Source organism: Paenibacillus sp. FSL K6-1318 (genome assembly GCF_037976905.1).
In the GTDB taxonomy this organism is placed as follows: domain Bacteria; phylum Bacillota; class Bacilli; order Paenibacillales; family Paenibacillaceae; genus Paenibacillus; species Paenibacillus amylolyticus_A.
Genome location: NZ_CP150270.1, coordinates 4,909,859 through 4,936,682 on the forward strand (window position 1 = coordinate 4,909,859; position 26,824 = coordinate 4,936,682).

Genomic DNA, 26,824 nt, shown 5'->3' on the forward strand with positions numbered 1-26,824 from the left:
AAATGCAAGGGGGAAACGATTTGACTCGCTTAGTTTTACTTATGATTCCAATTCTGATGCTGCTCGTATCCGGTTGCCAGGATCATACATCTTCCATGAAGGAACCTGTTTCTGTTCAAAAGTCCGATCCTCAGGTCATCCATTACATATCACCCCAAGGAAACGACTCAAATGAAGGAACCATTCAATCTCCATGGAAAACATTGCAGCACGCTGCCGACCATGCTTCCCCAGGAAGCACGATCTATTTACGTGAAGGGGTCTATCACCAGAAAATCAAAATCACGCGGAGCGGTAATTCTTCCGCTAATCCGACCCTATTTTCCAGATATCCTCAGGAGAAGGTTATCCTTGATGGTAAAGATCTATCCGTTCGGGGGATCGAAGGGTTGATTGAAATCGAAAATGCCAGTTATATCACGATTCAAAATCTTGAAATTCGTAACTTCACGACCACACTTGGCGGCCAGGTTCCAACCGGGATCTATGTCCATGGCGCAGGTGAACACATTCAGCTGTTAGGCAACACCATACACGCGATTGCTAGTTATGCACCTCCTGAAGGTCCCGATTTGCGGGGCAGGGATGCGCACGGCATTGCCATATATGGCACAGAGCACCCTCAAGCATTACGCGATATCATCATCAAGGATAATGAATTGTACGATCTAACGCTCGGTTCAAGCGAGTCTCTCGCAGTCAACGGTAATGTTGATACGTTTGCCATACAGAACAATATCATCCATGATTCCGACAATATTGGCATTGATCTGATCGGGTACGAAGGTACGTCTGAGGACGACACGTACGATCAGGCTCGGAACGGCATTGTACGAGGCAACGAAGTATACGATATTACATCCAATAACAATCCCTCCTACGGAACAGACCTGCCCAATGATACCAACTCGGCCGGTGGCATTTATGTAGATGGCGGGAAAGATCATATCATCGACCAGAACCGGGTGTATCGGAGCGATATCGGAATTGAGATTGCCTCGGAGCATGCCGGACGTTCGACAAGTAACATTACCGTGAGAGATAACCTGATTTACTCCAACAGATTGACGGGTATTGCCATGGGAGGTTATGACGAGGAACGAGGAGCTACCGAGGATAGCAAGATTATGTACAATACGCTTGTTGGGAATGATACGCTGAATGCAGGCAATGGACAGTTATTCATGCAATCACGGACGAAGAACAATACGTTTATGCGTAACATTCTCGTATCGGGCAGCTCGGAAGTACTGATATACAATGAATATACCAGCAATACCGGCAACGTGTTTGACCATAATGTCTATTACTCACCAGGAGAACAGGAAGATGCCCTGTGGGTTTGGAAAAATAAAGCCTACTCCGGCCTCACCGCCTACATCAAGGGATCTGGAAACGATGTACACGCTCTATATGTGAACCCGGCATTTACGGATGAGTCCAACGAAGATTTCCGTCTTCAGACGAATTCTCCGGCGAAAGCGTATGGCTACCTTGCCCCACGATAAAATAACCCTGAGGACACCCATGTTCGATTAGGGGTGTCTCAAAACTCGCTGAAGTGCACTTTCGGAATTTTCAGACACGCCCTGGTTCATTTTGTTTCACACAAATAAAAGGAGCCTGTGCTATGTGGGATCATCTCCCTCATAATGCACAGGCTCCTTCTCGTTTTTTTTGATCCAATCCAACCCTTAACTTCTTACCATCTGGACTGCATGTGTTACCCGGTTTCGTCCTCCGGTTTTGGAGGCATACAGGGCGTTGTCCGCTTTTTGGAACAAGGACTTTTCCGTATCTTCCTCTACCACAGTGGCCGCACCGATACTCACAGTAATGTTATATTCACCCCAGTCGGCTGAAGCAACCTGTGAACGATATCGTTCTGCGATACCGATCGCCTGCTCCTCTTCACAATCTGGAAGAATGATAACAAATTCCTCTCCACCGTAACGCGCCACCACATCCGTACTGCGCGACACCGATTGCAGCAGTCCCGCCAGATTGCCGAGCACCAGATCTCCGATCGGATGTCCGTACGTATCATTAATGCTTTTGAAATGATCAATATCCACTACCAGAAGAGAGAAATAACGTTGTTTCTCCTGGAACAACAGCAAGCTTTCCACCATTTTTTCCTGGAAAAACCTACGGTTCTTCAGTCCTGTCAGCAAGTCTGTGGAGGCCAGCGTCTCCAACTGATCATTCACTTTAATAAGGGCCTGCTCTTTGATCTTATATTCCTCGTGTAATCGTTCAAGCTCCTTGTTCGCTTCTTGGGTCGCTTGATACAGCTCCTGTAGCTTTGTTTTGGTATGCAGAATATCCTTCTCATGTTCGATTCGCTTACGCATGACTACAACGACACAATCGACCACGCTTTCCCCGTTACGGGTCTGACGAACACCGTTAAGCAGAACTGGAACAGCCTGCTGATCACGAGTACGAAACGTGAAGTACATCTCGTCCACATGTCCATATAACTGGATGTAGGGATAGAAATACGTATGGAAAAACACCTTGTTGCTCACCGACATGGTGGACTCAATATGTTGCCCCACAAGCTCATCGCGTTCATATCCAAGCATCGTAAGCAAAGTTTGATTGATCGATTGTACGATGCCCGAATCTGAGATAGAGAAATATCCACAGGGAGCCAGATCTAATTGTATATCCATGGAATAACGCCTTTCTACCGAGTTTTATGCGCTCGTTAAATAATCCTTAATCATGCGGATCGTTTCTTCCGGTTGACTTAGATGCGGATAATGTCCCTTGGCCGTCATCTGTTGCAACCTGCTGTTCTTGAGATGAGCGTGCAAGTAATCCCCTACTTCCACCGGAGCAATGCTGTCTTCAGAGCACTGAAGAATCAGCGTTGGCACAGTTGCCTGATCCAGATCAATACGACAGTCCGATAAAAACGTCACTTCGGCAAATTGTCTCGCAATATGCGGATCTCTGGAACAGAAGCTTTTCTCCAACTCTTCTGTCAGCTCTTTCCGTTCCGGATTGTTCATCACAATGGGTGCCAGATAACTCGCCCACCCAATAAAATTCATCTGCATCATCTCAAGCAATTCATCGATATCATTCCGATCAAAACCTCCATAATAATTCGGAAGATCATTCACGTAACGTGGGGAAGGCCCCAACATGACAATTTGTTTGAAATATTTGGGGTTATGAATCGATGCCAGCATGCCAATCATGCTGCTGACGGAATGCCCGACAAATATGGTGTCCTGTAGTTCAAGTACTTCCATAATTTCCAGCACATCCTGGGCATATCCTTGGAGGTTGCTATATTTGCCAGCATCATAATAGTTAATTTGAGATTCACCAGATCCAACGTAATCAAACAAAACTACACGGTAGTTCTCTGTAAAACTTGGAACAATGTAACGCCACATATCCTGATCGCATCCAAAACCATGTGCAAATACAATCGTTTGGCTACCTGAACCAAGTACTTTAACATTATTTCTTACAAGCACATCAATCGTCATTTCATATCACCTCTCTGAGGTAGTACTCACTTGAGTCAATCTATCTGATTATTATATCGGAAAATGTTGGGATATGGATTAAAAATTATTAATCACTTCTCTCATTCACAAAAAACTTCGTTAATCAATGCTCTGAATACGCGCTTTACATTCTGACGATCGTCAGGTAAAATCGATTCAACATGTCGCGCGACAGAGATTAATATTACGGAGGAAAATCATGAGTACTTCAACACACAGCCATTCACCTCAGCACCTATGGGGAAGATCATTCATATTTATCATGTTAGCCAACGCATTATTGTTTATGGCCTTTGAAATGCTGCTTCCCACCTTGCCGCTCTTCGTCTCAAGTTTGGGTGGAGAAGCTTCGCAGATTGGGCTGGTTACCGGCATATTTATGTTTTCTGCCATCTTGATTCGACCCTTCACATCTGTATTAGCAACTCAAATAGACAAAAAATATTTGTTGATTCTCGGGATAATCATCTGTGCATTGATGACTGGCGCATACTACCTATCGTCAGGTATCTGGATGATTCTCGTGTTCAGGGTAATCCATGGATTTGGATTTGGTTTGGCGACGACATTTTTTGCTACGATGGCTACCGAAAATATACCCAGAGATCGCCGAGGAGAAGGCATGGGCTATTTCGGGGTAGGGGAAACCGTCGCCATATCCATCGGTCCACTGATCGGAACAAGCCTGTTGTTTAGGTACGACTATCAGAGTTTGTTTATGGGAGGCATGTGCATTTTGCTGTTGGCTCTCCTGATGGCCGTGTTTGTTTCCAGAAAGCCCAGACCGTTATCTGGTAGCGAAAGCTCTGAACTTCCTGCTGCGACCGTCAAGTTGATCGAAAAGAAAGTACTGTTCCCTTCGTTGCTCATCATGCTGGTTGGCATTGCAGCCGGCTCGATCATGTCCTTTGTGGCTTTATTTGCTGCCGAGAGAGGGTTCAACAATGTCGCCTGGTTTTTCTTTATCGTCGCTATCGCCAGCTTCGCCGTCCGACTCTTTTCCGGAAAAATGTTTGATCGATTGGGACCTGGCTCCGTGTTGTTGCCTTCAGCGGTGTTTGCAATTGCAGGACTACTGGTTCTGACGATCGCCCAGAATGAAGTGCAATTCCTGATCGCTGGCGCGTTATACGGCTTTGGCTTCGGTGCCATATTCCCGGCTATTCAGACCTGGTGTGTGAATCTTGTAGAAGAACATGAGCATGAAAATGCGATGGCTTCCTTCTTTAATTTTTTTGACCTCGGGATTGGTGGTGGCTCGTTGATTCTGGGCGTGGTAGCTTCTGCATTTTCCTATACGGTGGTGTATGCTATCTCTATAGGCATTTTTGTGGTATATATCTTGTTATATTTGGTATACTCCCAAAAACAGCAGAGGTATACAGCTCGCCAACTGGAGGTAGACATTGAGTAAAAAACGAATCAAAGAAATTGCCATTCAACATTTTAATCGTCTGGGTTACGAGGGGACCAAGATGGCGCAGATTGCCGAAGAGGCAGGCATTCGCAAGCAATCCCTGGCTTATCATTATTCATCCAAAAAAGCGTTATTGCTGGAGTTATATGAGGAAGTCGTGCAGGAGGAACAGCGTTTTGTACGCCTATTCTTCAGCGAGTCTGCTACCCAAACTCTGGATCAGCAGCTATATGCCTTTTTGCATGAACACAAAAATCGCTTTTTGACTCACCCGAACGTCGCTTTTATGTATATCCTTTCCTTTATCACACCGCTGGAGGTGCATGATTTTGTGCTGGCCCAATATCGAACGTACCTCGGGACACTGAAGGAAGAGCTGGCAGCCGTATTTACCAGGCATCCTGATATACGCCTGAGTCCGGAAGAAGCCACCGTAGCCTTTGTCACCGTGATGGATGGATTGGATGTACAGCTCGTGTATGAGACACGACAATCCTATGAACAAGCTTTGGCGATCACCTGGAATGTCTTATGGTCAGGCATCCAGCGCTAACGAATCATTGATTACAATGAGACTATACAAATAAGAGGGGCGCCCCGCCAGTCATGTTGATGACTTTTGGGACACCCCCTCTATTTCTTTATTTCACAGTTAGGATTACACGTTGATAATGCTTCAACTGATGCTCTCCATCATCCTGTACTTCGGCAACGATATGAATGGTATCGCCCGATTTGGCATCGTCAGGAACGGTGAATGTCACCGCTTCGGTTTCACTGCCCTGCAATTTTATCGTATCCACCTGCTCATCCTTGGCAAGTTCACGATGCAATCCAAGCAACAGGTCGCCCGCCATTTCTGGCTGAACTTTATTCTGTTCTACTTTGGAATCCTCATATGTGTCCGCTTCGAAATATCTCCACCACGTATACGTCAGTTGATCTCCATCCGGGTCTGTGCCTTCCGCGTGAAGAGTAACTTCCTCCCCAGGACTTACACTCAGGTCCAGCCCTTCCTTAATCGTTAAGGACGGATTATGGTTGGCACCTTCGTAAGTGTCTGCAACTGCCCAGTCTGCACGTGCTGCAAAATCATCCTGCACATCGTCAAACCATCTCATTAGAGAGTATTCGGCTTCATAGCGTTTGGTGTAGGGATCGTAATCAAGCACATTGTTTCTAAACAGCTTGTCGTTCACGACGCCAAAGCGTCCACCCCAACCGCCGTAGGAAGGGTCTTCCATACTGCGCAGCCCATTATCGATCAGATAGAAGAAGGATGGAGAATCTCCCTCAGATATAAAATCATATTTGTCATATTGCGGATTTTTCTTGAGATATTCAGCACTTCCGCGCTGTTCTTCAGCCAGTTCGCCTTCGATCATCTTACCGTCACCCATCGACGCATACATATCCATCAGCTTGCCATGTCCATCCAGAATGTTCTTGACCATCCAGTCGCCATGAAGCTTACTGTTCACTTCTTCAGCATGCATCTTCCATGCATAGGCAAAATGCCAGAAGTTCGATTGGTCATTGAGAATGCGGATATCCGGCCAATTCTTCGCAATGTATTCATTGTAACTGTCATCCTGATCGAGAATGATGTACAGGACCAGTTTGTCGCTGACTTTTTTGCGAATCGTATCCCACTCAGCCGTGTCTTTGTACTGTTCCTCAATCGATTTCAGCGCTCTGGCTGTCGTATTGGTGCCACCCCATGTCTGAACAATCAGATCTCGGGAATCATCGTCGAGGAAAAGAGTTTCGAGGAATTCGGAACCTTCGGTTTCCTTCTCCATCTCCCCTTTATCGGAAATATTCCCGATCTTGGTCATCGCTCGAAGCTGTTCCGGCTCCGGGTAGCCCTCCGCATGTTTGGACAAGTTCGGATAGATCTCGCCATAGGCATCGATCATGTCATACACCCATTGTGTGCCTGTCCAGCGGAACGGTTTGATCCCCGCTTCCTCGTCTCCAGCATAATGATACACGGAGCTGGTCAGTACAATTCCGGCGAGATCCATCTCATTCGAATACAAGAGGAAACGAATGACCGAGTTCATATCATCCACTTCACCATCGGTTGTAATCACCGTTCTGCCTTTGGCAGCTTGGTTGTTTGCAGGTTCCTGGGTTTCATTTTCCGTCTGCTCTATTGCCTGATTCGGTGTGTCACTCGCGGTTTGTGGTGCTTTGGATGCGCATCCACTAATCACCAGAATTATACTGAGACAACCTGCGGCAAAACCGTTTAACCATTTTCTCTTGTTCATAATGCTCCCCTTTCTTGTGTACAGCGTGATGTTGGTGTCGGGATAAGTACGTCCTCTGTTTTTCTATCCTTAATATGGACCGTAGAATGCAAAAAAACCCGAACAACAATACGAATGGCACAAAGTCCACGCATAGTGTGTTCAGGTTTTGCCTGCCCGAAGCAGTAACAATCCTTATTTGAATGAAATTATATCATGTTCACAAATGAATGTAAACGTATTCAAACGTTTTTACCGAATTTATCTTTGATATAGTATAATGCTTGTAGCCAAGAATCAAATGAATCGGCGTAGTACTAAACCAATATTACCAGGAGGAATCAGACACCATGCAACAACTGGATGCGGCCTTAACCCGTTTTGTGGAACAGCAGGATTTATATAATGAAGCTTATGGACTTTTCCAAAATCATGATCTGCGTCCTCGCGAACAACATCACCAACCGGAAGTCGATCCGCGAATACCTCTTTCTCCAGAACTTCAGTATCTGTACAGTCATTATGAAATGATGGATGCGGAAGCTGAAGGTACACTCAAAATGAAAAATGCTGCCGTCGAGATCGGTGATGCAGCGCTGATCGCCTTTGTTGCACCTGAACATCTGCACCGTCAGCAACGAGGTTACCGTTGGATTGGCATGAATGAACCCTATGAAGAATCTTCCACTTGGCCAAAAAACCACGTCGTCATCGCAAATGTGAACGATGATCCGATTATTGTAGATGTGGAAGCACCTAACTCTCCCGTATATGCCGCTTTTACAGGTGGAGAAGCCAATCGTGTCGCTGATTCGCTGTCTGATTTTTTCAGTGCACTAGCTATCCTGATCGAAGCGGCACGGAGCTATGCCGGGGAAGTGAAAGATGAAGAAACTTATGAAACCAAGCCTGAGTATCTGGAGCATGTGGAACCGCTACTGAATGATCTGTTGGGAGAAGAGTATACTGCACATCTTTTCGAATATCTGTCATTTTGTTAAATCATTGTCTTAAAGGAATTGGAGGGGCATCCATATGAACTATGTGGCCTTGCTACGGGGTATTAATGTAGGCGGGAACAATAAAATTAATATGAAGCAGCTGAAAGAAACGTTTGAACAAGCAGGCATGCTGGATGTCGTGACCTACATCAACTCTGGCAATATTATCTTTGCCGATCATCAGGAACGTGCCAATGCGAATGCGGAGATATCCCATGTGTTAGAACAGGCTATCGCCGCCGATTTCGGCTTACAGATCAGGGTCATGGTGCGGAATATGGATGAAATCCAATCCGTTATTCAGGCGCTGCCAGCGGAATGGGCTAATGATGACACGGCCAAAAGTGACGTGATGTTCCTTTGGGATGAGATCAACGAGCCCTCCGTGCTGGACAAGCTGCCCATCAAACCGGAAATAGGCACGCTGATCTATGTACCCGGAGCCATCTTATATTCGGTCAGCAGAGAAGATGCGTCGAAAAGTGGCATGAACAAGCTTGTGGGGTCCAAAGTCTATGCCTATATGACGGTTAGAAATGTGAATACCACACGTAAGATCTATGCGCTAATGCAGGCAGCCGCTGCTACGCGTTGAATGGGACGCCGTATCCGGCTTCGCAGCACCATACCTCTATGGCAAACATTCTAGTTTAAATCACGCGGCTAACTAATGAGATCCGGCTACCGATTGGGGCTGGTTCTTTCTCATTCCCAGCATCATAATTGCCATTAAAGCAACCAGAACGGCAACTAGCATAAATGGAATATGTTTATCCACCTGATAGAGCGTCGTTGTAAGTATCGGAGTAATGACGGCGGATATCCCCTGAATCGCTGCTACCAATCCCGCTGCTCCCCCCTGCTGTTCTTTGCTGACCGCGAGCGAAGCACCTGCCATGAAACCAGGCATCATCAGCCCCGAACCCATACCGAACAGGAAGAATGAGAAATAGTACATGGGCAACTGGGTGGATACAAGAAACAGGATCATGCTTGCGATCAGAAAAAGGGACCCCATCAAAATCATCGGACGCGGCTGCCATTTCAACCACTTCATCTGAATGACCTGCATGATCAACATGGCTGCTCCGGAGAACATGAGTCCAAACGAAACCATTCGGGCCGTCGCCGCCGGAGATAGAGCCAGTTGATCCTGAAAATAAAATCCCCCGACAACCTGCAATGTCATGATACCAATCATCGTAACCAAGCCTGCAGCAAGGTACATTCGCAGCCCACGTTGGAACGGGTTGACTTTAGGTGGCTTTGCCTGAATGACGGGTTTGGCTGCCGGGATTAACAACAAAGCGATAATAAACGCAGCGATCGCTATAAAAATGCCAAAATAAAGCGGCCAGAGCAGACCGATGATGGTAAAAGCTCCCGCAATCGCGGGTCCAAATACAAGGCCAAGTCCATTGGCAGCGCTAATAATCGCCATCCCGCTTCCCCGCTCCTCCCCTTCTGTAACATCACCCATATAGGCTTGGGCAGAAGAGAGTACGGCCGGAATAAACATACCGATTAGACTGCGCGTCACAATCAGAACAGTTAACAACACGCCCCCTCCAATCCATGCATTCAATCCCCCATACAATGCCAGGGCGAATAAAGCACAGCTAACAGACATCCCTATGAATCCAATCAATATGATGGGTTTTCTCCCCTTCAGATCACTGAATCTGCCCCATACCGGAGCCATGACAGCCATCATAATGGACCCAAGCGAAATAATAAGACCGGAATGACTTTCTTTCATGCCCAACTCGCGAATAAGCGGCGGCATAATGGGTGCAATCAGCATCAGACCCAACATGGCTGCAAAAACGCTAAAAAAAATACTTCCTCTGATTCGGTTCATGCTTATACACTCCTCTATATTTCAGTACAGTATCCACTGTACCTGGAGTATACAAGGCTGAGAGAATCCCCACTGCCTCTATACGGAACAATTTCACCGCAAGGCGGATTTATTAATTTTATTCTAAATAAGATCAACCCATAAAACGTTACACCAGACCACTACGATTACAGTACCATCTTCCGATCGCTGTTATCACCAGATTTCCGTGATTCCCTTCTATTAAAGGGAGAAATCCGTTGATAAAGGCGAACGCTCCGCTTCTCCAGACTGGTTCTGCACTCTTCGTTCTTGTGTAATCTTTCAGTTCATCTTATTTAATAAATCTTTTTCATTTCAGAAGGCTTCACGCCGAATTTACGATAAAATTGCTGCGAAAAGGCACTGACATTGCTGTAACCGACCGCAATGGCGGCCTCGGTGACGTTGTTATCCTGATTGCGCAGCAATTTCATGGCGTTGTCGAGACGAACCTGACGCAAATATTCGAAGACCGTGCTTCCGAAAAGTGCCTTGAACCCTTTTTTTAATTTAAAATCGTTAAGACCCACTTGTCTGGACAATGCTAGCAAAGATGGTGGATCTACCATGCAAGCCTCCATAATCTCCCGTGCCGTGTGTAACTTCCGGATGTCCTCTCTGGAGAATCCCGCAGGAATCGGCGCCAGATCAAACAGTTGGATCATAAATCGATTCAAGATCTCCAAGGCTGTCGCTTCCATCATTAAGGATGATCGATAACAGTTGTTTAGTTCCACAATCAAACTGTCAATCATCGTTCGTATCCGGCTATCCAGTTGAAAGACAATCGGCTTGAACACCTTTCGCCCCAATACCTGATTAAACGCAATCGGCTTGAAACTGCCCAGTTGGGCCGCTGCATAATTGAACAGAGATACCGGAATCCCCAGCGAAAAAGAAGTATACGGCTCCCCTGCCGGAGGATGAAACCACGCTTCGAAATCATGCATGAAAATGAGGGCACCCTGCCCAATCGATAACGAATAATCCATGCCGGAAATATCAACATGCCGTTGACCCGACAAGGCAAATTGCAGCTCCACAATGGGCGTTTCGGATGCAAAATATGTTGGATAAGGCTGATGATATTCAACCTGGGAATACAAAATCTCAATGCCACTGTATGTCGTTACTCTTTTGATATTGCCACTGCCCGCCTTGGGAGAGAGCAGATACGTATATTCATCCTGCTGACTATAAGGTTCCTGGGTCAGGTAATGCTGATATACTACGCCTAATGCATCATCCGTGCACATGGGTATTCACCTCGCCTATAACTTGATCAGACTCGTCAGTTAAGAAAGCCCGAATTAATTGATAATGATTCTCAATTGATTCTAGCGTATTTTCTCCCTTTCGACCAGACCCATGACAAGATCGTTACCCTTTACACTGAAACCGATCCAGAAAACGTTGAATAATAAGGTTGGAGGATTTGCTCTCCCGCATGACCCAGCCAATTGAAATAACACGTTGTATGCCCTCAATCTCAAGGGTGGTAAAGTCATAATGCAGTACACTTCTGTCATGTGTGAAGGAGTATTCATGCCCAATCGTCACAGCATTTAATTGAGCAAGCGCGGCATTGACCACTTCAGAATTGTTGGTTCGAAAAAGTACATCTACCTCGCCTACCCTTTGTGAAAGTTCCCCTAGGAAATCATCCACCAGCTCATCATTAAATAACACAAGCGTCTCATTCTTCAGCTCGTGCAAGGAGATTGATTTTTGATCCGCCAACCGATTCGTCAGATTCACGCACGCGCGCATGACGCCTTCATCAATCGGTACAAAGTGTAGTCCTGCCAGGTGCTGCTCCATATCATCTTGGTAAAGGGCAATCAGGCCGAGATCCACCTGTTTGTTACGGACATCTTTGATAATATTGCGTGCAGCACTCTCGGAAAGTTCAAATTTTAGATCAGGATACCGCTTCTTCATACTCGCGATCGTAGGTATAATACCGGGTACACCACCGGGTATGGCTGACAATCGCAGTTCTCCACGGATGGACTCCCCAATATATTGGGCATCCTCTTTGATCGTTTGCACCATGTCCACGATGGATTTCATTTTATCCAAAATCGGCTTGGCCTGCTCCAGCATAAACGCACCATTACGGGAACGGCTGAACAAGGGCATGCCAAGCTCATTCTCCAGACGTGTTATGGCCTGACTGATGGTGGATTGCGTTACTGACAGGGCCGAAGCAGCCAGCGTAATTGATTTTGTTTTCTCCACTTCAAGTACATATTGCATTTGTTCCAAATTCATAGATAACCTCTATCCTTCTATCATTAATTTTTTTTAAGTCAACTACACTTTTGTTAAATATACATGAATCATAAAATTAAGTATACTTTGAACTGAAGGTAAATGTAAGCGAAATCATGTTATCTCACTAAGACAAAGGAGTGCTATATATGAATATGTTTGAGAACCGTTTTGCGGGTAAAGTAGCCATTGTTACAGGCGGAGCATCCGGTATCGGTTATGCCATTGCAAGACGACTTGTCCAAGAAGGGGCGTCTGTACTTGCCGCTGACCTGAATACGGAACGTTTGGAAGCCATCCAAGGCGAACTTGGGGAACGTTTTGTCGGGGTTAAAGCCAATGTGACGGTTGAAACAGATGTGGAGGACATGGTTCAAGCCGCGGTTAAACGATTCGGAAAGCTGGATCTGGCCTTTAATGTGGCTGGTGCATCCCGAGCAGGCGTAATCACTGAACTCTCCGAGAAGGACTGGGACTTTACCGTGGATCTATGTATGAAGGGAGTCTTCCTGAGCATGAAACACGAAGCGATTGAGATGGCCAAACATGGTGGCGGAGCCATTGTGAACGTAGCTTCTCTCAACTCCCAAGTACCTATGTATGCCGGATCGGCCTATGCTTCTGCCAAAGCTGGCGTCGAAATGCTCACCAAGAACGGAGCGCTTGAAATGGCTCGCAACGGTATTCGTGTGAATGCCATTCTTCCTGGCCTGATCGATACACCGCTAACTGCTGAACTGCTCTCCAATGCAGATATTAAAGAAGCTTATATGGAGCGCATCCCTATGAAACGGGCTGCACAGCCGGAGGAAATGACAGGTCCTGCCTTGTTCCTCGCGAGTGAGGATGCGGGTTATGTATCGGGTTCCAGTCTGATCGTGGATGGCGCTTGGGCGACTACCGGTTATCCGGACTTGAGCCGCTGGTTCTAACCCATCAAAAGGTATAGATCTCCTGGGCTCTGCCCCACACTAACGTAAAGTAAAGCCTATTGGACAGAAATCATTCTGCCAAATAGGCTTTTTGTTTGCAGTCATATCTGGAAGACATCATTTTTTACACAAGTTGCACACTTCTCTTACCTTTCCTTAACATAAGCTCCCTATACTAAAACAATTGTACAACTCATCACACACGAAACGATAAAGGGGATCTGGAACATTGAAAAAGAGAAATCAATGGCTTGCCGTTCTGTCGATGACTGCCATTCTATCCGCAGGAGCAACAAGCTACACATCCATGATTCATGCTGACGCAAGTAAACCTGCCCATGATCATGTCGTACTGCGTACAGCCATCCAAAATATGCAGGGTACGGTCACATGGAACGGAAGCAGTCGCAGTGTTGATATCCAGATCGCAGATACTAAAGTACAACTTCCTGTAGGAACGTCCTCAGCCACCATCAACGGTGTGAAAATTCCTCTGGATAGTAAAAGCTATATCACCAACGGTACAACGTATGTATCTTCCCAAACACTTCAATTAATCACGGATCAATTGATCCTAAAACAAAATAAAACCGGTTTTGAACGGACCGCATCCTTCCAGATGCCCGGTGGCAAAGCAGAAATATCAGCCTCTACGCCAGATGGACAGCGCCTGCTCGTAACCGAAGCGGACAATGGCAGCATTGCCATACTGGATATTGCTGACCTGAAGAACATCAATGTATTGAAGACGGTCAGCTTCCATGACCTCTCCGCCAAAGCTGAAGTCACAAGCGTAACCGTGTCCAAAGATGGCAAATATGGTCTTGCAGTTATTCGCACAGCGGATACGGACAGTGAAGCAAACAAAGGATTGCTTGCCATTGTGGATCTGACAACCTATAAAACCGTCAAAACGTATGAACTCGGTATTGGTCCTGACTCGATTGCACTGTCACCTGACGGTCTGCATGCGGTGATCGCGATAGAGGATGAAGAACTGAATAAAGCTGCGGATGAAATTGACTATGCCAACACCAAACGTCCGGGTAGCATTATGGTTGTATCTTTTGCTGGCGGGAACGTATTGGAGGGTGCAATCACCAAGTTGCCGGTCTCTCTGGACAATGTAGAAGGCGCCATCTATCCGCATGATCCACAACCGGAGTATGTTGCCATTAGTCCGGATAGCAAGACAGCAGCTATCACGTTACAGGAAAACAATGTCGTGGCCATCGTAGATCTGGAGACGAAAAAGATCAGCTCCATCTTCGCGCTTGGTACCACTTCACATCAAGCCGATCTGAGAGATGACGGAATCGTTCAGTTTAAAGAGACGTTGACTGCTCGTTATGAACCGGATGGGATTGCTTTCTCGGCAGATGGTAAATACCTGCTGACAGCCAATGAAGGAGACTTGGGCAAGAATGAATTTGAGGATGGTGTAAAAGCAGGCGGACGTAATATTGCTGTCTGGGATCTGCAAGGCCAGCGGATGTACGATAGCCAGAACCTCATTGACGAGGCAACCGCCATGGTTGGCTTGTACCCGGATGATCGCAGTCCCAACAAGGGAAGTGAAGTGGAGAATCTGACCGTTGCTACTGTAGACGGCACATCATATGCCGCGGTAGCTTCCGAACGGGCAGATGCCATTTTGTTCTTTGATCTTGCTGATCCGGTCAATCCGGACTATCTGGGTCTGATTCCTACAGCCGGAGAATCACCAGAGGGAATTCATCGTGTTAACGGACGAAGCCTGTTTGTGAGTGCAGATGAAAGCACGGGAACACTTAGTTTTTTTGCCAGGAAATAGATCGAGTGCCCTTGGTATGCAAAGGCTGAAATGAATGGTTTCACGTTGTATTGAGCAGGAAGGGGCGAAAAGCCCCTGACCTCTCAAACTGTTGTACACGCTATTCCACGTTTCCACATATAGTTGATACCAAACGGTCATCGACGCTTCATATTTTCCAATTCCCGCCTGTTCCGCTCTACCTCCTCTTGTAATACTCTTACTTCCATCCTTAATGCGGATACTTCCTCTTTGACGCCAGACCTCTTCATCACAAGATAGAAAACCAGATATAATACGAGACCAATCATGATAAAGAAAATTAATAGCGTTACAATCCCAGCAATACCATAATTACTAACTCCATCCATAATGTACGTTTCTCCTTTCCCAAATATTATTAATTTATATTTACAACAATACCATATTTAAGCATAATGAACAGGATAAAAAGCCAAGAGAGCAAGCTCCCTTGGCTTTCATTCTATTTATATATACCTTCCTATCCGGTGATCCTTATTCCCAGAAGAAACGACCTGCGAACACTTTTTCCGTCAACAGTTTGTATGTTTCTTCAGGCAATTCTTTTTTCATCTTCGCCATAACGGCTTCTTTGTCTTGATTATATTGTGTGGACATGCCAATCTCTGCCGTTGTATTGCTTGCATCCAGACGCATAATTGGTGCTTGGGCATCTTTCGCCCAAGGTGTCCATGCCGCCAGATCAGGGGACCCACCCGTACTTGGATTGCCTGTGTACAGGAACTGCTTCAGGTATGCTGCCATCGCGGCGGACAACTGATCACGTCCTGGTTTGTTTGTATCGCTAAAGTACCCCTCAGGGAAATAGGCAGCAATTCCGTCTGCATGACCTGTATAGAAGTCCATATCTGCACCATGTGGTGCGCCCAGTAATGTGAGCAAACGCTCAGAGATGACCCCAGGTTGTGTACCCCAGGCAAAACGATAAGCATATACCGGTGGTTGACCTGCTTCACTCGTCAATTGCTCCGCTACACGTTCTGCATTAAAGCCTGCATAAGCTTCACTACCGTATTTCAGAGCAGCAGCATATTGCTCCGCCTTGGTTTTATCGGTAAACAGAGTGCCATCCGCAATAGATGGAGCGAAGTTCGGATCACCGAAGGCAAAGCCGGAGAATTCCGTTTCCAGGCTGCCGAGCAATACAGGGACTTTCGTGTAATTACCGTTATTGATAGCGTCAAATCCTTCTTTTGGAATCACGGTACCATCCCGGAACAGATGCGGGAATGGTTCCATACGGATTGCGGTTGCGCCAAACGCTGTGACCAGCTTGTCCGCAGGCAGTGCACGCAGGTAGCTCTCCAGCTGTGCCTGAGATTGCTTGCCAATCCATGCTTTTGCTTCTTCTGCGTTAGCCGCTTTCCCCTCTTGCACGAGCAGCTTCACGAGTACATCCTCGGATTTTTGCTCGCCTTCTTCCGGTGATGCTGTCGTCAATCCTCCGCTGAAAGCAACTGCTTTTTGATACAGTCCTTTGCCAAGTGGAGAGATCAGAGTTGCCAGCACATCGCGTGCACCCGCAGATTGTCCGGCTAATGTAACATTGCCTGTATCTCCGCCAAACCCTTCGATATTATCCTGTACCCACTCTAGTGCACGGAATGCATCGAGCAGACCGTAGTTACCGGAGTCATCCAGGGCATTGCCTGTTTTCAGCGCTGCATTCTCGAAGAATCCGAGGGCTCCCAAACGGTAGTTCACCGAGATAATGATGCTGTTGGTGCTCCGTGCAAGCTGTTCACCCTGAAAATCTTTACCTGATCCGGTCATATTCCCGCCGCCGTGCAGGAACACCATCACAGGAAGTTTCGAACTGGTTGTGTCGGGACGCCAAATATTGAGATACAACGAATCCTCGCTGCCTACAGTATTTTTGCCGGAGATCTGCAAGCTGTTCGCTGCAAATTCCTTAGCCGATCTCGTTCCTGTCCATGCTTCCGGTTCCTGTGGAGCTTTCCAGCGCAGTTCACCTACCGGAGGTGCCGCGTAAGGAACACCGAGCCAGCCGAGCGTGCCATATTGCTCATAGGTTTTACCATCAATCGCACCATATTTGGTCTGTTGCACGGTTTGAGGTTTGAACCCCCCAGCTTCTTTATGTTTCAGCCAGCTCTGCTCCAAGGTTCCACTGCCATTCTTGAGCTGCGTCTGCAATGCCTGTGCGGTTGCCTCTGCCATCAAGCGATTGGTAAGTTGACTCGAGCCCTTCCCTTGTAGCGCCTTGATTCCTTTACCAGTCGCATAGGTGGAAGCTGCTCCTTGCTCATAATCCGTACCCGCTTCATATCCAAGCACCTTCAGCAGCATTCCGGCGTAACCTTCCGCTGTAAGTGGTGCATTAGGTTCAAACTTCTCCGTTCCTGTTACGATCTCTGCCACATACGGATGCTGCTTCAAGTAGCCAACGACCGGTTGTAATACTTTGCCTGCCTGAGCCGCATCGTCATACGTTTCCGATCCCTGATAGGCTAGTGCTTCTTTCTCCAATCCGGACAAACGCAAGTATAGTACTGCCGCCTGAATACGTGTAGCCTTTTTGTCCAGATACGCCGCATTAACGCCTTGACCGCTGCCGCGAATAAGTTCGGATTGGATCAGCTTGTCCATCGCTGCTGAAGAAGAGGATGCTGTATTACCTGCTGCATAAGCTGGTAGAGCGGATACACATAACCCCAGAATTGTTGCTACGGCAATCGAACGTTTAATGGTTTTCATGTCATAAATCTCCTCGCTGTCAAATAGTGTGTGATGGGATAATTTCATTGGAAATGATCATGTGAAATGCGTATCTGAGAATCAGTATTCCAATGTCTGGATGAGTCTATATCTCTATTTAGGAAAACTTAAATCTGCTGCGCTCCTTTCTGCTCAAAATTTCTGCTACGGCGCTTGCGGACATGCCATCAGGCATTTTTTTATATAAAAAAACCTGAACCGAAGGCAAACAGACATCGCTTTAGCGTGGTCTACTGCCCTCAATTCAGGTTTTGCCTGCAATCAGTAACAACCCTGAGGAATGAGGTTCATTCCATATGATAATGTAAACGCAATCAATCGTTTGATGATGAAAGAACCAACGAATGAACTGACACAGGTATTGCCCTAAACACGGTTACAATCCTGTTGTTATGGTGATGTTAGCACAGAATGAAAGCGTTCGCAATATATTTTTTAAAATCATCTTTATATGATCTCTGACAGGGTTAACACCAAAAACCCGCATTCTCATGCGGGTCTAAACTTAGCTTACATCATGATTGATCTGGACCGCTAACTCTCCATCCATCGATATCTGCATCTGCCGTCCTATTAATCCTTCTTTTACAGTGTGCGTGCCAACTTCTCCAGCAGTTCTACCGCAGGGGCCAATACCGCTTCATCAATATCAAATTCAGGATGATGGTGCGGCGCAGGCAACTCACTGCCAACAATCATATACGTGGCTTTGCCACCTTGCTCCTGTACTCGCCGGATCATATAACTGGCATCCTCGCTGCCGAGTGCAGCACTATCCGAAATGGCCTCCGCATGGGTGAACCCAGCAATACCTTCCGCTTGCTGAACCGCAAGCGCTGCAAGTTCCATATCACACCGAATCGGAATGGCACTTCCGACGACCTCAACTGTTGAGGTAAGTTCGTGCATGGCTGCGCTATGCTCAATGATGTGCCGCACGCGGCGCTCCAGCTCTCGATTGGTTTCTTCACTCGTCGAACGCGTCTCAATAACCATACGGGCATGCTCAGCAATAATATTAGCCCCTGTTCCACCTTCCAAAATACCTACATTGATCCGAGTATCTGCCGAGCTGAACCGGGGTAGTGCATGAATATTGAGCATGGCGGTCGCTGCGCCTAGCAGCGCGTTCCGTCCTTCCTCCGGTGACGCCCCTGCATGGGAAGATACCCCGGTGAAGTGTGCTTCCAGCTTGGTCGTTGCCAGGAATCCGGCAGACGCACCTCTCATATGACCGGATGGCACACCGGTACCCAAGTGCATACAGAACAGGCGATCTACCTGTTCCAGCATTCCTTTTTCGACCATAGCATATGCTCCGCGCACACCTTCTTCAGCAGGCTGGAATAGCAGCCGAATCTTGCCGGCAAACTTCCGGTTACTCAACCGTTCTGCAAGCGCTAGTCCAATCGTTGTATGTCCATCGTGCGCACAGGCGTGCATAATACCTTCATGACTGGAACGAAATTGTGCTGCTTGCGGCGCATGTTGTTCCAACTTGCTCTCACGGATTGGCAGTGCATCCATATCGAAGCGGAACGCCGTCATTGGCCCCTCCTGCTCCCCTTGAAGTTCAGCGACAACGGCGGTGAATCCTCCCCGCATCTGCTCCACGATTACGGGATCTGCACCTTCACGGATGGCACGCTGATATGCATCTTCCAACACTTCAGGCTTGGGCAGCCCCCGCCGTGATGTGTCGTCAATCGCATCTTTTCCATAAGTGACGCTATACCCTAGCTCCGTCAGTATCTGCACCACTTTGGTCGCAGTACGAAATTCCGTAAAACCCAGTTCAGGATGTGCGTGCAGATCCCGGCGAAGCGCGATAATATCCATCATGTGTCATTCCCCTCTCTCCAACCTCTTTCTATTTCATCGTACTTACAGTCCTACACTACTCATTCAACGTTATAAGTCACTAAGCCTTCTGCTGCTGATCTTCTACAATCTTGCGTTTACTCCCGGACCAAGCGGCAGATTGAAGGCGTACCATAGAATGACCATAACCACCCACACTGAGAAGAACGCAATCGAATACGGCAAAATCAGTGAATAATACGTTCCCAGCTTCGCATCTTTACGATACTCCTGCAGAAATCCTACGAACAGCGGTACAAAAGGCGACACTGGAGCCAATGGAATAACGACCGAATCCGATACCCGGAAAATAACCTGAGTGAATGCCGGATGGAATCCCAGCAACATCATCATTGGAATAAATACCGGAGCAAGAATCGACCAGATCGCTGATCCACTTGCGATAAACATCGTCAGCAATGCCGACAGGAAGATCAAGCCGATCACCACCGGAATGCCGTTAATGCCTGTCTTTTCGAGCAAATCCGTAATCGTCAGTGCCAGAAATTTGCCCATGTTGCTCCAGTTGAACATCGCCACGAATTGGGACAACGGGAAGACCATCACGATAAATCCAGCCATCGTTTTGATCGGTTCAATGAGCAGTTTCGGCAGATCGTTCTGGTTTTGGATCACTTTCAGTTTAATGCCGTAAGTCAGTGCCACGGTAAAGAAGAACAGTAAAATGACAGGAACAATCCCGGCCAGAAAAGGCGAACCCATGACACTTCCCGTTTCCGGGTTACGAAGCACGCCATTGGAAGGTATCACCATGAATGAAATGACGGCGATAAAAAGCAATGCAGCGATTCCCGACGCACGTAGTGCCCGGTTTTCTTCAGGTGTGGGTGCTTCAAGCTTGTATACCCGCTCCCCTTCGTAACGGCCCAGACGTGGTTCCAGGAATTTGTCAGTCATGAACCCCGCAACGAGGGTCAGCACAATAACCGAAGCGGACATAAAGTACCAGTTATCCAGAACCGTAACACCCACGTTGGGATCTACAGAGGCCGCAATCTCGGTACTGATGCCTGACAGCAAAACATCGGTGGTCACAATGAGCATATTGGCTGTAAAACCCGCTCCAACCCCCGCAATGGCAGCAATCAATCCGGCAACTGGATGTCTGCCTACCGCGAGAAAGATCAGCGCTCCAAGCGGAGGCATGATCACAAGCGCTGCGTCGGAGGACACATGGCTGAAGAACGCGATGAAAATAACGAGATAACTGGCGTAACGCGCAGGAACCCGAACAGCCATTTTACGCATAACCGCTTCGAGAAGACCCACCTTCTCCGCCAGACCAATGCCCAGCACTAGAGCCAGGATGGAAGCCAGTGGTTTGAAATCGGCAAAGTTCTTGACCACATTCGGCAATAGCCACTGAATTCCCTCCCTGCTCAGCAAGTTCTTGACATGTACCTGTTCCCCGTCAATCGGGTTATGTGCCGTCGCATTAAAAAGCGATAACACCAGTGTGGCAACCATCAGGGCGACAATGAGATAGATAAACAATAAAAACGGATTGGGAAGCTTGTTCCCTACTTTCTCTACCCAACCAAAAAGTCCTGTGTTCTCCTGTCTGTCCGCTTTGACCATGCAAACTACCCCCTGACTGTGATGGAACTGCCTCTGGATAGACTGAACAAGTCGATGAAGGTCTTGTCCCCGTTAGCAGATCATTAACGTACATTTAACGAAAATGTCGTAATTTTAGGACATTATATAATTATCACCGCATAAAGTTCAATACCTGTGTTATGTATTTTAACACTGGAAATAAAAAAACCGCTGAGCTATCCTTGTCATCTTGTCCTCTCCACACGGACATGAGACATAAGGTTGCATCATCGGTTTTATTACTTCGTTCTATGTTCGCTAACCTAACGCAAGAGACGATAACGGTTACTCGGCCTTCCCCGCCTTGTATTCAGCTCATTGCCAGCAATTTCGGCCAGTGCAAAAGCAGTGAGGCTACCCATAATACGTTGTACGTGCCTGATGGTCATGGACAGTCCGGAAGCCAACTCTCCGGCTGTAAATTCTTCTTTGCCCATTCGGCGTATGTATGCCTTTATTTTCTGGAATGTACGAATACTGACGCCTGCCTTGTTCAATTGTTCCAGCAATTCGATATCACTTGAATAGGTTTCGTAGGATAATTCGTGGTCTTCTCCTGCCGCCTCCACAATGGTTCCATCTGTCTCATAGATAATGATCCGTCCAGCCTCATCATCCTTGGCATACTGAATAGCTTTACGTGCATGACGTTCGGCATCAAACGCTGTCTCCCCGAACCCAATCCCGGCAAAGGAAGGCAAGTCTGTATCCAGCTCCAGCTGATGCATGGTCGAATGAAGGGAATCCATATTACTGGCCATCACACCTCTCGAACCATACATTAGGTACCTTCCGGTGCCATCCTGATGAAGTGATCCATCGATTAGTTCACAATGTCGCAGCAGCACGCCCTTGATCTTCAGCTCCATATACTGCAACTGGTAACGCTCAGTCGACAGCTCTCCCGCTTCATGCAATCGATCGATCTCAATCATGAGCACGCCAATCTGACTGTCCTTGAACGCGGAACTGCGAATCTGTTCAATCAGCATGCGTACGGCTTGTACCGTTTCCTGCTTGGTTGAATCAATTTTGAAGACGGGTACCCCGCGTTCCAGCAAACCTTGATACACCGCATACAGACATGTAATCGCCGCTTTGGTAATCCCCTCCTGCCAGTGCCGCACATGGAACCCGATCATTTCTTCCACATCATAATCGATGGAAAACACGTATTTCCGTAATTGCTCCTGTGAGAAATTCAGTTCTTCCAAACTGTCCATGAGCCCCCAGCTCTCGTTGTCCGTCATATCAACGGAGATATCTTTCACCGGACTGTCCAAGGTGTAGACGGCCTGAAGCATTGCCTTATACAAGCTGGCCCCAGTAGGAGGGCAATATATCGCATGTTCTTTTTCCGAAAGTTCAGCTTGGGCACTCAGATAAGGAATCGGCCCGGTAAATACCCATCCGTGTACATTCTCCCGATTTCGTCTAATGATGTCTCCCGTTTCTCTTGCATGCTCATAGGCGTATAGCTCGTAGCTCGCCCCCAGATTGTGTCCTTGCAACGCACGCATGGTTCGCTCAATGGAAGGCTTCGGCCCTACAATTCCGATACGATACATGCACACCCCTCCTTCTCTCACTCCACAATTCAACATATATCATATCGCTCCGAATGTTCCGTGGGTTATAAGCTTTAATTATATACAGAACCGCCAATATAACAAAACAGGCCATAGGTGAATTCACCTATGCCCCGCACTGCTTATCACATGACTTAGCAAAGTCCAAACTTATTGAATGAATTGGTCCCTATTCCTGTCAGTTCGTCTGAAGTCTATCATTTTCATTAATCGTAAATTTTACATATAGTTAATCCATTTCATACATTGGTTTAGCATTTGTTGTATACACTGGGTTCTGGATACAAAACAAACTATACATATATTCTAGGAGGATGCATTCATGTTAAACCGGTTTAATGTCCGTGCAGCCAAAATGATGCTCGCGGTGACAACGATTGTTACGGCTACACTCGGAGGAAGCACTGCAGCGTGGGCTGTGGAAGACACCACCTCAACGACATCTGCATCGCCAATTAAAAATGTCATTATTCTCATTCCTGACGGCATGGCTAACGATGCCACTGCTCTGGCTCGTTGGTATAAGGGCTCGTCCCTGACGCTGGACTCCATGGCAAGTGGCATGGTTCGTACACACTCCGCTGATGCACCGATTGCGGACTCGGCTCCTGCCGGAACAGCTTTTGCCACAGGATATAAATCGCATACCGGATTTGTTGGGGTACTGCCGGACAAGGCTACGATGCCTGGACAGAAAGCAATTGCGCCTGAAGATGCAAGAAAACCTGTTGCTTCCGTGCTGGAAGCATCCAAACTTGCTGGTAAAGCAACCGGGATTATAGCCACATCCGAGATTATGCACGCCACACCAGCGGACTTCTCTGCCCACTATCCGGACCGTAAAAACTATGATGCTCTCAGCAAACAACAAGTCTACAATGGCATGGATGTTGTGTTGGGTGGAGGTAGCAAATATCTTGAGCCAGCCGGACGTAAAGACGGCGAAAATCTGGTGTCTTCCATTAAGGCACTGGGTTACGATTACGTCACTACACCGGAGGCAATGAAAGCATCCGATTCAAATAAATTATGGGGTATGTTCGCACCCGCAGGCATGGCTTACAATATGGACCGTGATCCTGCCAAGCAGCCGAGCCTTGCCGAGATGACATCCAAAGCCATTGAAGTTCTGTCCAAAGACGAAGACGGCTTCTTCCTGATGGTCGAAGGCAGCAAAGTGGACTGGGCAGCTCATGCCAATGATCCGATTGGTATTATCAGTGACGTGCTGGCATTTGACGATGCCGTAAAAGTAGCCATGGATTTTGCCAAAGCCGATGGAGAAACTGCTGTTGTGGCTGTTACGGACCATGGTAATGGTGGACTCACCATTGGTAACAACGCAACTAGCGGCACATACGATAAAGAGCCGTTGTCCACATTTATCGGACCTTTGAAAAAGGCCAAGCTGACAGGCGAGGGCGTTGAAGCGAAGCTGAATGCGAAGCGTACGAACATCAAAGCAGTGATGAAACAATACTATGGCATTACGGACCTGACTTCCGAAGAGATTGCCACCATTAAAGCGGCCGAGCCAGGCAGTCTTAACTATGCAATCGGTCCAATGATTAGCAAACGTGCAGGGATCGGCTGGACAACCGGTGGTCATACAGGTGGAGATGTCGTGCTGTACACATATGCTCCGAACAATGACCGTCCATTCGGGGTAATCGACAACACGGATGTCGCCAAATATATGGCTCGTGTACTGGATCTGGATCTCGACAGCGTGAGCAAACAATTGTTTGTACCTGCCAAACAGGCATTTACAGCAAAAGGCGCGACGTACAAGCTGGACCTGACGGATGCCAAAAATCCGAAGATCCTCGTTACAAAAGGCAACACCAAGCTGGAACTGCAAATCTACAAAAATATTGCACTGGTGAACGGCAAAAAGACAGCCTTGGAAGGTGTCATTGTTTACAACGGTGTAGAAGCCTTTGTTCCACAGACGGCTGTGGATCTGATTCAATAATTCGTTAGAACTACTGGAACCACAGGAAATTGCACCATTTGGCTGCCGAATATTTCGGCAGCTATTTTATTGTTTGCTGATATGGGGTAGGTTCCTGCTAATGCCTATCGTATAATGAACGTAACAAAAATACATATCATGCAAGAAAAAAGGAGATATCCACCCATGTTGATCAAATTAAACTGGATCACGCTGAGGGTCAGTAATTTGGAAGCTTCGCTCGGGTTCTACCACGACATGCTCGGACTTCCCATTCAGCGCAGATTCGAAAGCCGTGGACGACAGATTGCCATGCTTGGCATGGAAAATGAAACCAAGCTGGAACTGATTGAAGGCAGTGAATCCATTCTTAAACCAGAGGCCGGCGTGTCGATTGGCTATGAGGTGAACTCGTTGGAGGAAGCCATGGAACGATTGGCAGAGCTGAATATTCCAATTGTGCGTGGCCCTATCCAGCCCAATCCGCATCTGCGGTTTATTTACATTACAGATCCAGACGGCTTCGAGGTACAACTCGCAGAGCATGCCTAATTAGCCGAGTGTAACTAAGCACTAAGTGTACGTATCAGGATGACCCGTGGGGTGTGCATGTGTGCAGTCAAACCAGTTGCAAGCTCACACCTGCATCGGGTAGCTTAAGCACGTCTTTGTGTCTGTTTACAGCTTCATGCGGCGCATCAGCGGCACACCTACGCGATTCAACAACCGATCAAGCAGCAGCCAGCACCAGCGTCTGCCCCACGGAAGATGGCCCTCATAGACAGCGGAATACTCGAAATCAGCCACAGCTCCACGATTACGTTTGAACTGCGCAGCCCCGGCACTCTCATGCAACAGATGACCGTTCTCGCGAGCCTGTCCGATCAGACAGGCCGATAACATCCGGTACAGTCCGACGGACTGGGGCACCGCCGTATCGTAACCAAACAGCGGCGTCGTCATGATTCCATTTCGGCAGAAATAACCCATCACCGCGTCCAGGCGCCCTTCCTTCCGCAATCCATAGAGCCTGAGTGTCCCTGATGCCACCGCAGTAGCAATGAACTGCTCGGTGAATTGCGGATTGTGATAGGAGTATTTTTCAAGGTATAACAGCTTGTACAGCTCCACGATTCGCGGAATATCTGTATCGGCCATATCTGCTGCGGATACGAGTTCGTATCCATGCTTGGCCAATAATTCGTAATCCCGCTTCAGCAGCCAACGCGACTTCGAGTTGCCAAAATTCGGATCATGTGCTCGGTATAGGTAGATTTGTCGGCTCGGAATCAGTCGACACCCCGCTTCTGTCAGCCTCGCCGTCAGATCGGGATGAAGTCCCGGACACAAGGAGCGAAATACAATGACATGCTCAGGGTATCGCTCTTGTACCGTTTTAAGTAAACATTCTGCTTGTTCACCGGACATGGCTGGATACAGATTGGTGGATAACAACCAGTTGTTCACATGCACGACTTTGTTGATCTGCGATTGCTTCATTCCCCAACCGATTACACTGAGTAGCGCAGAAAGTCCTTTTTCCAACACGGGCTTCTGCAACATGATCAGTTCCTGCTTGGCGTAACTCACGTAATGCGTATATGGCGAACAGACATAAGCATTATCATACTCCGTATCATTCACGGTCAGCGGAATAACGAGATTATCGATCCGGGCGAGCAGCAATGTCGTTTCCACGTTGGACATAAAGCTTCGGGGACCTTGCTGCATCATGGGTTCCAGATAGGCTCTGGCATATCTGCCATCCTCCGTATTGGGCCAGTCCATGTCTTTGAACGAATTCTGATCATAAAGACGCACGCGTTCAGCGCGGTTATCATTCCTAACTTCATATGTACGGTCATCATAGGCCGAGTTGTCTTTCATTCCTTTATTCTTCAACCTTATACTCCCCCATGAGGTAACATCTTGTCTTT

At 47.4% G+C, this 26,824-nt stretch carries 21 protein-coding genes; 9 read left to right on the top strand and 12 right to left on the bottom strand.

The genetic code is table 11. The annotated features are described in order from the left end of the window. The first annotated feature begins 20 nt into the window (after positions 1-20). A complete protein-coding gene (locus NYE45_RS21780) occupies positions 21-1,508 on the top strand; it encodes a DUF5123 domain-containing protein (protein WP_340013954.1) in 1,488 nt (495 codons plus the stop codon). 186 nt (positions 1,509-1,694) lie between these two features. On the opposite strand, the gene NYE45_RS21785 is transcribed toward NYE45_RS21780, so the two are convergent. Together NYE45_RS21785 and NYE45_RS21790 are read right to left on the bottom strand one after the other, a co-directional pair. Then, positions 1,695-2,678: a sensor domain-containing diguanylate cyclase gene (locus tag NYE45_RS21785; protein WP_340013955.1), complete on the bottom strand. Its 984-nt coding sequence runs from the start codon at positions 2,676-2,678 to the stop codon at positions 1,695-1,697. Positions 2,679-2,702: 24 nt separating this feature from the next. Then, positions 2,703-3,509 (bottom strand): alpha/beta hydrolase, encoded by an 807-nt coding sequence (locus NYE45_RS21790; RefSeq protein WP_340013956.1) that lies wholly within the window; start codon positions 3,507-3,509, stop codon positions 2,703-2,705. 220 nt (positions 3,510-3,729) lie between these two features. Between NYE45_RS21790 and NYE45_RS21795 the strand changes: the two genes are divergently transcribed. Continuing rightward, positions 3,730-4,944: an MFS transporter gene (locus tag NYE45_RS21795; RefSeq protein WP_340013957.1), complete on the top strand. Its 1,215-nt coding sequence runs from the start codon at positions 3,730-3,732 to the stop codon at positions 4,942-4,944. Next, positions 4,937-5,500, top strand: a complete 564-nt coding sequence (locus tag NYE45_RS21800; protein ID WP_340013958.1) for a TetR/AcrR family transcriptional regulator — start codon at positions 4,937-4,939, stop codon at positions 5,498-5,500. Before NYE45_RS21795 ends, NYE45_RS21800 begins: the two co-directional genes overlap by 8 nt. Positions 5,501-5,588: 88 nt before the next feature. Here the strand turns inward: NYE45_RS21800 and NYE45_RS21805 are convergent, their stop codons facing one another. After that, positions 5,589-7,223 carry a nucleoside hydrolase-like domain-containing protein gene (locus tag NYE45_RS21805; protein WP_340013959.1) on the bottom strand — a complete coding sequence of 545 codons (1,635 nt, stop codon included), beginning with the start codon at positions 7,221-7,223 and terminating at the stop codon, positions 5,589-5,591. A 329-nt stretch (positions 7,224-7,552) separates the two neighbouring features. Between NYE45_RS21805 and NYE45_RS21810 the strand changes: the two genes are divergently transcribed. Next, entirely contained in the window at positions 7,553-8,203 is a 651-nt protein-coding gene (locus tag NYE45_RS21810) for a hypothetical protein (RefSeq protein ID WP_340013961.1), read from the top strand. 34 nt (positions 8,204-8,237) lie between these two features. Further along, complete coding sequence (locus NYE45_RS21815; RefSeq protein ID WP_340013962.1) at positions 8,238-8,798, top strand: DUF1697 domain-containing protein; 561 nt, start codon at positions 8,238-8,240, stop codon at positions 8,796-8,798. 72 nt (positions 8,799-8,870) lie between these two features. Here NYE45_RS21815 and NYE45_RS21820 read toward each other — a convergent pair whose 3' ends face one another. The 3 genes from NYE45_RS21820 to NYE45_RS21830 all read right to left on the bottom strand — a co-directional run bounded on the left by NYE45_RS21820 (position 8,871) and on the right by NYE45_RS21830 (position 12,359). Next, positions 8,871-10,064, bottom strand: coding sequence for an MFS transporter (locus NYE45_RS21820; RefSeq protein WP_340013963.1), 1,194 nt, complete (start codon positions 10,062-10,064; stop codon positions 8,871-8,873). A gap of 317 nt (positions 10,065-10,381) precedes the next feature. Further along, complete coding sequence (locus NYE45_RS21825; protein WP_340013964.1) at positions 10,382-11,341, bottom strand: AraC family transcriptional regulator; 960 nt, start codon at positions 11,339-11,341, stop codon at positions 10,382-10,384. A gap of 124 nt (positions 11,342-11,465) precedes the next feature. Then, positions 11,466-12,359, bottom strand: coding sequence for a LysR family transcriptional regulator (locus NYE45_RS21830; RefSeq protein ID WP_340013965.1), 894 nt, complete (start codon positions 12,357-12,359; stop codon positions 11,466-11,468). A 149-nt stretch (positions 12,360-12,508) separates the two neighbouring features. On the opposite strand from NYE45_RS21830, the gene NYE45_RS21835 reads away from it, so the two are divergent. Next, positions 12,509-13,291 carry an SDR family NAD(P)-dependent oxidoreductase gene (locus NYE45_RS21835; protein ID WP_340013966.1) on the top strand — a complete coding sequence of 261 codons (783 nt, stop codon included), beginning with the start codon at positions 12,509-12,511 and terminating at the stop codon, positions 13,289-13,291. Positions 13,292-13,520: 229 nt separating this feature from the next. Continuing rightward, positions 13,521-15,104: a stalk domain-containing protein gene (locus NYE45_RS21840; protein WP_340013967.1), complete on the top strand. Its 1,584-nt coding sequence runs from the start codon at positions 13,521-13,523 to the stop codon at positions 15,102-15,104. 137 nt (positions 15,105-15,241) lie between these two features. Here the strand turns inward: NYE45_RS21840 and NYE45_RS21845 are convergent, their stop codons facing one another. The 5 genes from NYE45_RS21845 to NYE45_RS21865 all read right to left on the bottom strand — a co-directional run bounded on the left by NYE45_RS21845 (position 15,242) and on the right by NYE45_RS21865 (position 22,912). Next, positions 15,242-15,454: a hypothetical protein gene (locus NYE45_RS21845; RefSeq protein WP_340013968.1), complete on the bottom strand. Its 213-nt coding sequence runs from the start codon at positions 15,452-15,454 to the stop codon at positions 15,242-15,244. 145 nt (positions 15,455-15,599) lie between these two features. Further along, positions 15,600-17,843: a carboxylesterase family protein gene (locus NYE45_RS21850; protein WP_340013969.1), complete on the bottom strand. Its 2,244-nt coding sequence runs from the start codon at positions 17,841-17,843 to the stop codon at positions 15,600-15,602. 606 nt (positions 17,844-18,449) lie between these two features. After that, positions 18,450-19,706 carry an amidohydrolase gene (locus tag NYE45_RS21855; protein ID WP_340013970.1) on the bottom strand — a complete coding sequence of 419 codons (1,257 nt, stop codon included), beginning with the start codon at positions 19,704-19,706 and terminating at the stop codon, positions 18,450-18,452. Positions 19,707-19,808: 102 nt separating this feature from the next. Continuing rightward, positions 19,809-21,323, bottom strand: a complete 1,515-nt coding sequence (locus NYE45_RS21860; protein ID WP_340013971.1) for an AbgT family transporter — start codon at positions 21,321-21,323, stop codon at positions 19,809-19,811. A 284-nt stretch (positions 21,324-21,607) separates the two neighbouring features. Further along, positions 21,608-22,912: a hypothetical protein gene (locus tag NYE45_RS21865; protein WP_340013972.1), complete on the bottom strand. Its 1,305-nt coding sequence runs from the start codon at positions 22,910-22,912 to the stop codon at positions 21,608-21,610. Between the two features lie 343 nt (positions 22,913-23,255). On the opposite strand from NYE45_RS21865, the gene NYE45_RS21870 reads away from it, so the two are divergent. Together NYE45_RS21870 and NYE45_RS21875 are read left to right on the top strand one after the other, a co-directional pair. After that, the gene (locus tag NYE45_RS21870; protein ID WP_340013973.1) at positions 23,256-24,908 is read left to right on the top strand and encodes an alkaline phosphatase; all 1,653 of its coding nucleotides are present in this window, start codon (positions 23,256-23,258) and stop codon (positions 24,906-24,908) included. 165 nt (positions 24,909-25,073) lie between these two features. After that, positions 25,074-25,439, top strand: a complete 366-nt coding sequence (locus NYE45_RS21875; RefSeq protein WP_340013975.1) for a VOC family protein — start codon at positions 25,074-25,076, stop codon at positions 25,437-25,439. 126 nt (positions 25,440-25,565) lie between these two features. On the opposite strand, the gene NYE45_RS21880 is transcribed toward NYE45_RS21875, so the two are convergent. Then, a complete protein-coding gene (locus tag NYE45_RS21880; protein WP_340013976.1) occupies positions 25,566-26,789 on the bottom strand; it encodes a GNAT family N-acetyltransferase in 1,224 nt (407 codons plus the stop codon). Positions 26,790-26,824: the final 35 nt, after the last annotated feature.